The sequence below is a fragment of the Aromatoleum evansii genome (assembly GCF_045689615.1).
GTDB lineage: Bacteria > Pseudomonadota > Gammaproteobacteria > Burkholderiales > Rhodocyclaceae > Aromatoleum > Aromatoleum evansii.
On record NZ_CP141259.1, the window covers coordinates 1,339,764 to 1,352,188 of the forward strand.

The window sequence follows — 12,425 nt, forward strand, 5'->3', positions numbered from 1 at the left end:
CGCAAGACCGAGGTTAGGCAATGCCTAAGCGCACAGACATACACAGCATTCTCATCATCGGCGCCGGCCCGATCATCATCGGCCAGGCGTGCGAATTCGACTATTCCGGCGCCCAGGCCTGCAAGGCGCTGCGCGAGGAAGGCTACAAGGTCATCCTCGTCAACTCGAACCCGGCAACGATCATGACCGATCCGGGTACGGCCGATGTCACCTACATCGAACCGATCACCTGGCAGGTCGTCGAGCGCATCATCGAGAAGGAGCGCCCGGACGCGCTGCTGCCGACCATGGGCGGCCAGACCGCGCTCAACTGCGCGCTCGATCTCGCCAAGCATGGTGTGCTGGAGAAATATGGCGTCGAACTGATCGGCGCCTCGCGTGAGGCGATCGACAAGGCCGAGGACCGCCTGAAATTCAAGGACGCGATGACCAAGATCGGTCTCGGTTCGGCGCGCTCCGGCATCGCCCATAGCATGGAAGAGGCGCTGCAGGTGCAGGGCGGTATCGGCTTCCCCGCGATCATCCGTCCGAGCTTCACGCTGGGCGGCACCGGTGGTGGCATCGCCTACAACATGGAAGAGTTTCAGGAGATCTGCAAGCGCGGCCTCGAGGCGAGCCCGACCAACGAGTTGCTGATCGAAGAGTCGCTGCTCGGCTGGAAAGAGTACGAGATGGAAGTCGTCCGCGACCGCGCGGACAACTGCATCATCGTCTGCTCGATCGAAAACCTCGATCCGATGGGCGTGCACACTGGCGACTCGATCACCGTTGCGCCCTCGCAGACGCTGACCGACAAGGAATACCAGATCCTGCGCAACGCCTCGATCGCGGTGCTGCGCGAGATCGGCGTCGATACCGGCGGTTCCAACGTGCAGTTCGCGATCAACCCCAAGGACGGTCGCATGATCGTCATCGAGATGAACCCGCGCGTGTCGCGTTCGTCGGCGCTCGCGTCGAAGGCCACCGGCTTCCCGATCGCCAAGGTCGCGGCCAAGCTTGCCGTAGGGTACACGCTCGACGAGCTCAAGAACGACATCACCGGCGGTGCCACGCCAGCCTCGTTCGAACCCTCGATCGACTACGTCGTCACCAAGATCCCGCGTTTCGCCTTCGAGAAGTTCCCGCAAGCGAACGACCGCCTCACCACCCAGATGAAGTCGGTGGGCGAAGTCATGGCGATGGGCCGTACCTTCCAGGAGTCCTTCCAGAAGGCCCTGCGCGGGCTGGAAGTCGGCGTCTACGGTCTCGACGAGGTCGAGACCGATCGTGCCGATCTCGAGCACGAACTCGCCAATCCCGGTGCGCAGCGCATCTGGTACGTGGGTCAGGCCTTCCGCGAAGGCTACACCCAGGAGCAGGTGTTCAACCTGACCAAGATCGATCCCTGGTTCCTCGCCCAGATCGAGGACATCGTCCTCACCGAGAAGGCCATCACTGGCCGCTCGCTGAAGGCGATCCAGGCGCCCGAGCTGCGCGAGCTCAAGCGCAAGGGCTTTTCCGATCGCCGCATCGCCAAACTGCTCGGCGTCGATGAAACCGCCGTCCGTCTACACCGTCACGCCAGTGGCGTGAGGCCGGTGTTCAAGCGTGTCGACACTTGCGCGGCCGAGTTCGCCACCTCCACCGCCTACATGTACTCGTCCTACGAGGACGAGTGCGAGGCGCGCCCGACCGACAAGAAGAAGATAATGGTCCTCGGCGGCGGCCCGAACCGCATCGGCCAAGGCATCGAATTCGACTATTGCTGCGTCCACGCTGCTCTTGCCCTGCGCGAAGACGGCTACGAGACCATCATGGTCAACTGCAACCCCGAGACCGTGTCGACCGACTACGATACCTCGGATCGCCTGTATTTCGAGCCGATCACGCTTGAGGACATCCTCGAGATCGTGCATATCGAGAAGCCCGTCGGCGTCATCGTCCAGTTCGGCGGCCAGACCCCGCTCAAGCGTGCGCGGGCGCTGGAGGAGAACGGTGTGCCCATCATCGGCACGAGCCCGGACATGATCGATGCGGCCGAAGACCGCGAGCGCTTCCAGAAGCTGCTAAACGACCTCGGTCTCAAGCAGCCGCCCAACCGCACCGCCCGCACACCCGAAGCAGCCGTTCGGCTCGCCGCGGAGATCGGCTATCCGCTCGTCGTCCGCCCCAGCTATGTGCTCGGCGGCCGCGCGATGGAAATCGTCCATGAGCAGAAGGACCTCGAGCGCTACATGCGCGAGGCCGTGAAGGTGTCGAACGAGTCGCCGGTGCTGCTCGATCGCTTCCTCAACGACGCCACCGAAGTCGACGTCGATGCGCTGTCCGATGGGCAGCAGGTCATCATCGGGGGCATCATGGAACACATCGAGCAGGCCGGCGTCCACTCCGGCGACTCGGCGTGCTCGCTGCCCCCGTACACGCTGTCGGCCCGGCTGCAGGACGAGCTCCGCCGGCAGACCGAAGCGATGGCGCGTGCGCTCAACGTCTGCGGTCTCATGAACGTGCAGTTCGCCATTCAGGGCGAAGGCGACGAGGCGACCGTCTACGTCCTCGAAGTCAATCCGCGTGCCTCGCGCACCGTGCCCTTCGTCTCTAAGGCCTGCGGCCTGCAACTCGCGAAGATCGCCGCGCGCTGCATGGCTGGTCAGAGCCTCGCCAGCCAGGGTGTCACGGGTGAAATCGTTCCGCCGTACTACTCCGTGAAGGAAGCGGTGTTCCCGTTTGTCAAGTTCCCGGGCGTCGACACCATCCTCGGGCCCGAGATGAAGTCGACGGGTGAAGTCATGGGGGTCGGCCGCAGTTTCGCCGAAGCATTCGTGAAGTCCCAGCTTGCCGCCGGCGTTCGCCTGCCGCAGTCGGGCACGGCCTTCATCAGCGTGAAGCCGACCGATCGTGGTGCCGCGGTCGAGGTCGCGCGCGAACTGCAGGAACTCGGTTTCCGTGTCGTCGCCACGCGCGGAACGGCTTCGGCGATCGAGGCGGCGGGCATTCCCGTGAATGTCGTCAATAAGGTCACCGAAGGCCGTCCGCACATCGTGGACATGATCAAGAACAACGAAATCAGCATGGTCATCAACACCGTTGAGGAGAAGCGCCAGGCGATCGTCGACTCGCGCTCCATCCGCACGAGCGCGCTGGCTGCCAAGCTCACGGTGTTCACGACCATCGAGGGGGCGCGTGCAGCCTGCATGGGTATGCGCCATCTCGAAGGACTCGAGGTCTATGGCCTGCAGTCCCTGCACGCGGAACTGAACAAGCAATCATGAACAAGACTCCTCTTACTGTGAACGGTGCGGAGAAGCTCCGCACCGAATTGCATCGCCTCAAGACCGTCGATCGTCCGAACGTGATCGCCGCCATCGCGGAAGCGCGCTCGCATGGCGATCTCTCCGAAAACGCGGAGTACGATGCCGCGAAGGAGCGTCAGGGCTTCATCGAGGGGCGGATCAAGGAAGTCGAGGGAAAGATTGCGAACGCGCAGATCATCGATCCGCGCCTTCTCGATGCCGATGGGCGGTGTGTGTTTGGTGCCACCGTCAACCTCGAGGACATGGAGTCCGGGCAGACGGTCACCTATCAAATCGTCGGGGACGATGAGGCCGACGTCAAGGAGAACAAGATTTCCATCAGTTCTCCGATCGCCCGCGCGCTGATCGGCAAGTACGCCGGCGATATCGCCGAGGTGCAGGCGCCGGGCGGCGTGCGTGAGTACGAAATCATCGAAGTGCTTTACATCTGAACGCAAACGGGCCGGGAGTGCGGTTCCCGGCCCGTTTCGCGATCCGACGCGGGGCTGCATCCGTCCCGCAGCAATCCTGGATTACCTGCCGCCGAGAGGTCCCGTCTTGCGAACGATCTTTCGGGTGCGTTTTTCTGCCAGCCGCTTCTTGTCGGCGGCGGCCTTGATCAGCGCCGTGCGCCGCGCGGCCGCGGCAAAAGCACGGGCGGACTTCGCTTTCGCTGCTCCTGGCACGTTGCCCGTCGAGGCAAGCTTCGGCGCGGCGGTCGCTTGTTCTTCGCGACGTTCCCTCCACACGATGAGGATCGTCCCGATGTGCTGGACGGGCGCTGCGCCGAGTTCCGTGCAGATCGCCTGCATCAGTGCGTCGCGGTCGGAGCGCTCGGTGCCGTGAACCTTGATCTTGATAAGCTCGTGCGCTTGCAGGGAACGGTCGATCTCGCCCAGGACGGTGGCCGTCAGCCCGTTGCCGGCGACGCTGACGACCGGGTTCAGATGATGGGCCGCCGCCCGCAATTCGCGGCGACGGGCAGGGGATAGGTCGATCATCGTTTTCTCAAATCTTTCAGGGGCATGGATTCTACTCCCATGACTAGGACCAAGACCAGCAAGGCATGGATGCACGAGCATGTGAACGACGCCTACGTGCAGCGTGCCAAGAGCGAAGGCTACCGTTCGCGTGCCGCATACAAGCTGATGGAGATCGACGACAAGGATCACCTGCTGCGTCCCGGCATGGTCGTTGTCGATCTCGGTGCGGCCCCGGGGTCGTGGACGCAGGTCGCCTTGCAGCGTGTAGGCAGGGCCGGGCGCGTGTTCGCGCTCGACCTTCTTCCTGTCGAGCCCCTGCCGGGCATGGAGTTCATCCAGGGCGACTTTCAGGAAGATGTCGTGCTGGCCGACCTCGAAAGCCGACTCGCGGGTGAGCCCGTCGACCTTGTACTTTCCGACATGGCCCCCAATATGTCGGGTATCGACACCGTGGATCAGGCGCGTTCGATCCACCTCGGCGAACTGGCGCTCGATTTTGCGGCGCGGCACCTGAAGCCTGGTGGCAATTTCCTCATCAAGGTGTTTCAGGGCGCCGGGTTCATGGAGTTCCGCAGCGAGATCCAGCGCCATTTTGCCACGCTCCAGGTACGCAAGCCGAAGGCCTCGCGCGACCGCAGTGCCGAGGTTTATCTCCTCGGGCTGAAGCGCAAGGCGGACTGAGTCGGGCCTGCGGTGCCGATTGGCTGTGTTGATCGTGGCCATTGGTTTACGCAGCGGAACGTTCGCCACTAGAATGGGTCAATGTTTCGCTGCCCCCCCTACGGGCACATAAGGAAAGAAGTTGAATAATCTCTTCAAGAATCTCGCGATCTGGATGGTCATCGGCGTAGTGCTGATGACGGTGTTCAACCAGTTCAATTCGCGCCAGGTCTCGACCAACACGATGGAATACTCCCAGTTCCTCGAGGAGGCGAAGGCCGGTCGCATCGCGAAGGCGACGGTCGATGGTCGGCTCGTGCGCGCGACCACGCAGGAAGGCCGCCAGATAACGGTCTACACCCCCGGCGTGCAGGACATCTGGATGGTGTCCGACCTGATCCGCGCGGGCGTGGCCGTCAATGCGACGAAGCCCGAGGAGGAACAGTCCTTTCTGATGAGCATCTTCGTGTCCTGGTTCCCGATGCTCCTGCTCATCGGCGTCTGGGTGTTCTTCATGCGCCAGATGCAGGGTGGCGGGCGCGGTGGTGCCTTCTCGTTCGGCAAGTCCAAGGCGCGCATGCTCGACGAGTCGGCGAACTCGCTGAGCTTCGCCGATGTCGCCGGTTGCGACGAGGCCAAGGAAGAAGTGTCCGAGCTCGTCGATTTCCTGCGCGATCCGTCCAAGTTCCAGAAGCTGGGGGGCCACATTCCGAAGGGCGTCCTGATGGTAGGCTCGCCTGGTACCGGCAAGACCCTGCTTGCGAAGGCCATCGCCGGTGAGGCGAAGGTTCCCTTCTTCTCGATTTCCGGTTCGGACTTCGTCGAGATGTTCGTCGGTGTCGGTGCCGCGCGTGTCCGCGACATGTTCGAGCAGGCCAAGAAGCACGCCCCGTGCATCATCTTCATCGACGAGATCGATGCCGTCGGTCGCCAGCGTGGTGCCGGCATGGGCGGCGGCAACGACGAGCGCGAGCAGACGCTCAACCAGTTGCTGGTCGAGATGGACGGTTTCGAGGGGCAGACCGGCGTGATCGTGATTGCCGCCACCAACCGCCCCGACGTGCTCGACCCGGCCCTCCTGCGTCCGGGGCGCTTCGACCGTCAGGTCGTCGTTCCGCTGCCTGACATCCGCGGTCGCGAACAGATCCTCAAGGTGCACATGCGCAAGGTTCCGATCGCGCCGGATGTCGAGCCGGTCGTGCTCGCTCGCGGCACCCCCGGTTTCTCCGGTGCCGATCTCGCGAACCTGGTCAATGAGGCGGCTCTGTTCGCCGCCCGCGGTAACAAGCGCCTGGTGGACATGGAGGATTTCGAGCGCGCCAAGGACAAGATCATGATGGGCTCGGAGCGCCGCTCCATGGTCATGCCTGAGGAAGAGCGTCGCAACACCGCCTACCACGAGTCGGGTCATGCGGTCGTCGCCAAGCTGCTCGACAAGACCGATCCGGTGCACAAGGTCACGATCATTCCGCGCGGCCGCGCACTGGGTGTGACCATGCAGCTGCCCGAGTCCGACCGCTACAGCCAGGATCGCGAACGGCTGCTGCAGACGATCGCCGTGTTGTTCGGCGGCCGCATCTGCGAAGAGATCTTCATGAAGCAGATGACCACCGGGGCTTCCAACGACTTCCAGCGCGCCACCGATCTTGCGCGGCGGATGGTGACCCAGTGGGGCATGTCCGACAACCTCGGCCCCATGGTGTATGGCGAGGAAGAGGGAGAGATCTTCCTGGGGCGGCAGGTGACGACTCACCGCAACGTCTCGGAAGCCACGATGCAGAAGGTGGACGCCGAGATTCGTCGCATCATCGACCAGCAGTACGCACTGGCGCGCCGCCTGATCGAGGATAACAGCGACAAGATCGAGGCGATGACCAAGGCGCTTCTCGAATGGGAAACGCTGGATGCCGACCAGATCAACGACATCATGGAAGGGCAGGCTCCCCGCGCGCCCAAGCCCACTTCACAGTCGATCCGGCGTTCGCGCGACGATGATGCGCCCGGTGCCGCACCGACGGCGGCAGCGCCCGCAGCCTGATCCGATCGGCTATTGAAACGAACCGAATCGGGCCGACACGAGTCGGCCCGATTCTTTTTCAGGAGAAGAAAATGGCGGTTCTCAAGTGCGGGCGGTTCGATCTCGATCTCGAGCGCCCGCGCATCATGGCCATCATCAACACGACGCCGGATTCGTTCAGCGGCGACGGATTGGGGCACGATCTCGATGCCGCCCTGAGACGCTGCGAGAGCGCCGTCGCGGCCGGTGCGCATATTCTGGACATCGGCGGAGAGTCGACCCGCCCCGGTTCCGAATCGGTCTCCGAACAGGAGGAGCTCGACCGGGTCATCCCGCTGGTCGAGCGCTTGGCCGACTGGCCCGTTCCGGTCTCGATCGACACCGTGAAGCCCGCCGTCATGCGTGCTTCACTTGCCGCGGGCGCAAGCCTGATCAACGATATCAACGGATTCCGCGCGCCCGGGGCAGTCGAGGCGGTGCGTGATTCCGATGCAGCCTTGTGCGTCATGCACATGCAGGGCGAGCCGCGCAGCATGCAGGCGGCCCCTCGCTACGACGACGTCGTCGGGGAGGTGATCGATTTCCTGCTCCACCAAGTGCATGCGCTTGAGGTACAGGGCGTCGCCAGGGCGCGCATCCTGCTCGACCCCGGTTTCGGCTTCGGCAAGACGCTCGAGCACAATCTCGCCTTGATGCGGGCACTCGATCGCTTTCTCGAGACCGGCTATCCGTTGCTCATCGGCGTTTCGCGCAAGTCGATGCTGGGCGCGATCACCGGGCGCGGCGTTGACGAGCGGACCACCGCCAGTGTCGCTGCCGCCCTGGTCGCCATCGAGCGCGGCGCGCGCATCGTGCGCGTTCACGACGTTGCGGCGACGCGCGATGCTGTCGCGGTGTGGGAGGCGGTGCGCTTCGGTGCATCCTGAGCGGTGGGGGCCGCCGGGGATGCGATAATTCCCCTTTTTTTGATCGGAAGCAGTCATGGCGCGCAAATATTTCGGGACTGACGGAGTCCGTGGCAAGGTCGGCGAATCCGCGATAACCCCTGATTTCGTGATGCGACTCGGTTACGCCGCGGGCGTGACGCTTGTCGGGCGGGAGCAACTCCCGCGAGGCGATCGTCCGGCCGTGCTGATCGGCAAGGACACCCGCATTTCGGGCTACATGCTCGAAGCCGCGCTGGAGGCGGGCTTTGCTGCCGCCGGTGTCGACGTGTTGCTCGCAGGCCCTGTTCCGACCCCCGCCGTGGCCTACCTCACGCGCGCCCTGCGCCTGCAGGCCGGAGTGGTGATTTCTGCATCACACAACCCCTATTACGACAACGGGATCAAGTTCTTCTCGGCTGACGGAAGCAAGCTGGCCGACGCCGTGGAGATGGAGATCGAGGCGCGCGTCGAGCAGCCCATGGGCTGTGCGGACTCCGCCAGGCTCGGCAAGGCGAGGCGCATTGGCGATGCCGCGGGCCGGTACGTCGAATTCTGCAAGAGCACCTTCCCGAACGAGCTCGATCTGCGCGAACTGAGGATCGTGCTCGACTGTGCCAATGGTGCGGCTTACCAGATCGCGCCCAGCGTCTTTCATGAGCTCGGTGCCGAAGTCGTTTCGGTGGGAGTTGAGCCCAACGGACTCAACATCAACGAGCGCTGTGGCGCTACCTCGCCGGAACACCTGCGCGCCGCAGTTCTGGCCAACAAGGCGGATCTCGGTATTGCGCTCGACGGCGACGGCGACCGTCTCATGATGGTCGATGCCAGCGGAGAACTCTACGACGGCGACAAGCTGCTGTACGTGATCGCATCGGCGCAACGGGCGCAGGGGCGTCTGGATGGAGTCGTGGGCACCCTCATGAGCAACCTCGGGTTCGAGCATGCCGTCGGCAGGCTGGGTGTTCCCTTTGCCCGGGCGAAGGTCGGCGACCGCTACGTCCTCGAAATGCTCCAGGAGAAGGGCTGGAAGCTCGGCGGGGAGAACTCGGGGCACATCATCTGTCTCGATCGCCACACCACCGGAGACGGCATCATCTCCGCGCTTCAGGTCCTCGCGGCCCTGCAGCTCACGGGCAAGAGCCTTGCGGAGGCATGTTCCGACCTCGTCTTCTATCCGCAAAAGTTGATCAACGTGAAGCTTCCGTCCGGATTCAACTGGCAGGCGCATGCCGGTATCGCCGCGGCGGCCAGGGACGCAGAAGCGCGGCTGGGAAGCCGCGGTCGTGTGCTCCTTCGTCCGTCCGGGACCGAGCCGCTGCTGCGGGTCATGGTGGAAGGGCAGGATGGGGGCGAGGTCGAGGGGCTTGCACGCGAGATCGCAGACTGCGTCGCGAAGGCCACCGTCGCGCAATATTAATCCCGGTATATGAACTGTCACATTCCTGAAATGTGTCGCAACTAAAGTGGGCGCACTTCGGAATGCACCGGGCCGGCCGAGCTATCGGCATGCCATGCCGACTTGGCCAGGTGCATCCGGTTCGGGCAATGACTCGGTTCATTCACTGGAGATTCACTATGTCGGGTTTCAAGCAGACTGCGCTCGCAGCCGCCGTCCTCGTACTGGGAGCGCAGGCCGCGCATGCGCAGTCGCTGGTCAAGATCGACGGTTCGAGCACCGTGTTCCCGGTCACCGAGGCGGTCGCCGAGGACTTCCAGTCCTCAAAGAAAGGTGCAGTGAAGGTCACGGTCGGCATCTCCGGGACCGGTGGTGGTTTCAAGAAGTTCTGCCGCGGGGAGATCGACATCGCCGACGCCTCGCGCCCCATCCTGAAGAAGGAAATGGAGGCCTGCGCGCAGGCCGGGATCAAGTACATCGAGCTTCCGGTTGCCTTTGATGCGCTGACCGTCGTGGCCAATCCCAAGAACGCATTCATCAAGCAGCTGTCCGTCGAGCAGCTGAAGAAGATCTGGGAGCCGGGCGCGCAGGGCACCATCAAGAGCTGGAAGCAGGTCGATCCCTCCTTCCCGGATGCGCCGCTCAAGCTGTTTGGTGCCGGGTCCGATTCGGGCACCTTTGACTACTTCACGGAGGCGATCGTCGGCAAGGCGAAGGCCTCGCGCGGTGACTACACAGCGTCGGAGGACGATAACGTGCTGGTGCAGGGCGTCTCCCGCGACGTCAATGCGATCGGTTACTTCGGCTACGCCTATTACGCCGAGAACCAGGGCAAGCTGAAGGCCGTGCCGATCGTCAACAAGGAAGGCAAGCCGGTCGAGCCGGGTGCTGCGACCGTGCTCGATGGTTCGTACAATCCGCTGTCCCGTCCGATCTTCATCTACGTAGCGGAAAAGTCCCTCGAAAAGGCGGAGGTTCGTGATTTCGTCACCTACTATCTGAAGAATGCGAGCAAACTTGCGACCGAGGTGAAGTACGTTCCGCTTCCCGCCAAGGCATACGAAATTGCCCTGGATCACGTCAACAAGAAGAAACTCGGTACCGTTTTCGGTGGCGAGGCTGAAGTCGGTGTGACGATCGAGGCACTCCTGGCTCGCGAAGCCAAGCTCTGATCGTGTCTGAAGCATGCGGTGCCCGGGTGTCGAGCCCGGGCGCCACTTTGTTGTTCTAGGCCTCCAATGCAAGAAACCAATTCCGGTGGTGCCGTGACCGTTGCACCCTATGGGCCGCTGTCCGTCAGCGACCGGCTCGCGAAGAAGGCGCTGCGCAACTTCAAGGAGCGCGTCATCGAGCTCCTGCTCCTGGGGGCTGCGTGCGTCTCCGTGCTGACCACCGTCGGCATCATCTGGGTGCTCGTCAGTGAGTCGGTGAATTTCTTCGGCACCGTGTCGATCTGGTCCTTCCTCACCGATACCATGTGGACCCCGCTGTTCGCCGAGCCCCGCTACGGGATTCTGCCTTTGCTCGCGGGCACGCTGACGACTTCCGTCGTCGCGCTTCTCGTTGCGATTCCGCTGGGAACGACGATTGCGATCTACCTTTCGGAGTTCGCTCGCCCGACGGTGCGTGAGGTCGTGAAGCCCTTCCTTGAGCTGCTCGGCGGCATTCCCACCATCGTGTACGGCTACTTCGCCCTCATGGTAGTGATTCCGCTGCTTCAGCTGATCATGCCGGAGCTGTCGGGATTCAACATGCTCGGCGCCGGCATCGTCATGGGCATTGCCATCATTCCGTACGTCAGCTCGCTGGCCGAGGATGCCATGCGCGCGGTGCCGATGAGCATGCGCGAAGGCTCTTACGCGATGGGGGCGACCCGCTTGCAGACCGCATTTCGGGTGGTCTTCCCGGCGGCCTTGTCGGGCATCCTGTCGGCCTACATCCTGGGGATTTCGCGCGCTGTGGGCGAGACCATGATCGTGGCCGTCGCTGCGGGGATGCAGCCCAACTTCACCGTCAATCCGCTCGAGCCCGCCCAGACGATTTCCGCCTACATCGTCCAGGTCGCCCTTGGGGATCTCCCGCACGGCTCGATAGGCTACCAGTCGATTTTCGCGGCCGGCCTGAGCCTGATGCTCATGACGCTCGCACTGAATCTCGTCGGGCACGTCGTGCGCCGTCGATTCCGCGAAGCATATTAAGAAGAACGGCATGAAAGCAGAAGACATTCCCCTGATCAGGAAGATCATCCGACGCAACAAGCGCCTCGAGGTGCTGTTCGCGGTCGCAGGCTTCCTTGCATTGCTGTTGGGCGTGCTGACCTTCGTGGCGCTGTTTGCCCAGATGGCCGTTGCCGGCTGGGAGCGCATCTCCCCGGATTTCTTCACCAACTTCCCGTCGCGCCGTGCCGGACAGGCGGGCATCCTGTCGGCGTGGGTCGGGTCGCTGCTTGTGATGCTGGTCACGGCGGTCTCGGCCGTTCCCTTGGGCGTAGCGGCGGGGATCTACCTCGAAGAATATGCGCCGAAGAACTTGTTCACCGACATCATCGAGATCAATGTGACCAACCTCGCCGGCGTGCCGTCGATCGTCTATGGTCTGCTGGCGCTCGGCGTGTTCGTATACACCTTCGGCTTCGGGCAGAGCATCCTCTCGGCTGGCCTGACGCTCGGGCTGCTCATCCTGCCGGTGGTCATCGTCGCAACGCGCGAATCGATCCGCTCCATTCCCTTGCACATCCGCGAGGCGGCATACGGACTGGGGGCAACGCGCTGGCAGGTGACCCGCGACCACATCGTTCCCTACTCGCTGCCCGGCATCATGACCGGCGTCATCATCGGCATGTCGCGAGCGATTGGCGAGACGGCCCCCATCATCACCATCGGCGCGCTCACCTTCATCGCGTTCCTCCCCGAGTCGCCCATCGGTCCCGAGTTTCCCTGGGTGAACTTCGAGTGGCTGAAGTCGGGCTTCACGGTGATGCCGATCCAGATGTTCAACTGGACCTCGCGTCCGGAAGAGGCTTTCCAGCAAAACGCTGCGGCAGCCGGTTTTATCCTCGTCCTGATGACTTTGGCAATGAACGCCGTCTCTATCTGGATTCGTTACCACGTGCGCAAGGACATCAAATGGTAAGCGTTGCTACGATGCGAATGAGCGAACAAGCCGCTGCGGACA

At 63.2% G+C, this 12,425-nt stretch carries 10 protein-coding genes; 9 read left to right on the top strand and 1 reads right to left on the bottom strand.

Annotated elements, in window-relative coordinates; all coding sequences use genetic code 11:
- The first annotated feature begins 20 nt into the window (after nucleotides 1-20).
- The gene (carB, locus tag U5817_RS06135; RefSeq protein WP_407280038.1) at nucleotides 21-3,248 is read left to right on the top strand and encodes a carbamoyl-phosphate synthase large subunit; all 3,228 of its coding nucleotides are present in this window, start codon (nucleotides 21-23) and stop codon (nucleotides 3,246-3,248) included.
- Nucleotides 3,245-3,721, top strand: a complete 477-nt coding sequence (gene greA / locus U5817_RS06140; protein ID WP_169125153.1) for a transcription elongation factor GreA — start codon at nucleotides 3,245-3,247, stop codon at nucleotides 3,719-3,721. The genes carB and greA overlap by 4 nt, the downstream gene beginning before the upstream one ends.
- 81 nt (nucleotides 3,722-3,802) lie before the next feature.
- Here the strand turns inward: greA and U5817_RS06145 are convergent, their stop codons facing one another.
- Complete coding sequence (locus U5817_RS06145) at nucleotides 3,803-4,270, bottom strand: YhbY family RNA-binding protein (protein ID WP_407280039.1); 468 nt, start codon at nucleotides 4,268-4,270, stop codon at nucleotides 3,803-3,805.
- Nucleotides 4,271-4,309: 39 nt separating this feature from the next.
- Between U5817_RS06145 and U5817_RS06150 the strand changes: the two genes are divergently transcribed.
- The 7 genes from U5817_RS06150 to pstA all read left to right on the top strand — a co-directional run bounded on the left by U5817_RS06150 (nucleotide 4,310) and on the right by pstA (nucleotide 12,383).
- Entirely contained in the window at nucleotides 4,310-4,933 is a 624-nt protein-coding gene (locus tag U5817_RS06150; RefSeq protein ID WP_169125155.1) for an RlmE family RNA methyltransferase, read from the top strand.
- Between the two features lie 121 nt (nucleotides 4,934-5,054).
- Nucleotides 5,055-6,950, top strand: a complete 1,896-nt coding sequence (gene ftsH / locus U5817_RS06155) for an ATP-dependent zinc metalloprotease FtsH (protein WP_169125156.1) — start codon at nucleotides 5,055-5,057, stop codon at nucleotides 6,948-6,950.
- A 71-nt stretch (nucleotides 6,951-7,021) separates the two neighbouring features.
- On the top strand, nucleotides 7,022-7,855 hold the full coding sequence (folP, locus tag U5817_RS06160) for a dihydropteroate synthase (RefSeq protein WP_407280041.1): 834 nt from the start codon (nucleotides 7,022-7,024) through the stop codon (nucleotides 7,853-7,855).
- 55 nt (nucleotides 7,856-7,910) lie between these two features.
- Nucleotides 7,911-9,272 (top strand): phosphoglucosamine mutase, encoded by a 1,362-nt coding sequence (gene glmM / locus U5817_RS06165; RefSeq protein WP_407280042.1) that lies wholly within the window; start codon nucleotides 7,911-7,913, stop codon nucleotides 9,270-9,272.
- 158 nt (nucleotides 9,273-9,430) lie between these two features.
- The gene (locus tag U5817_RS06170) at nucleotides 9,431-10,423 is read left to right on the top strand and encodes a PstS family phosphate ABC transporter substrate-binding protein (RefSeq protein WP_407280043.1); all 993 of its coding nucleotides are present in this window, start codon (nucleotides 9,431-9,433) and stop codon (nucleotides 10,421-10,423) included.
- Nucleotides 10,424-10,489: 66 nt separating this feature from the next.
- Nucleotides 10,490-11,449 (top strand): phosphate ABC transporter permease subunit PstC, encoded by a 960-nt coding sequence (gene pstC / locus U5817_RS06175; RefSeq protein WP_169125159.1) that lies wholly within the window; start codon nucleotides 10,490-10,492, stop codon nucleotides 11,447-11,449.
- Between the two features lie 10 nt (nucleotides 11,450-11,459).
- Entirely contained in the window at nucleotides 11,460-12,383 is a 924-nt protein-coding gene (gene pstA, locus U5817_RS06180; RefSeq protein ID WP_407280044.1) for a phosphate ABC transporter permease PstA, read from the top strand.
- The last annotated feature ends 42 nt before the right edge of the window (nucleotides 12,384-12,425 follow it).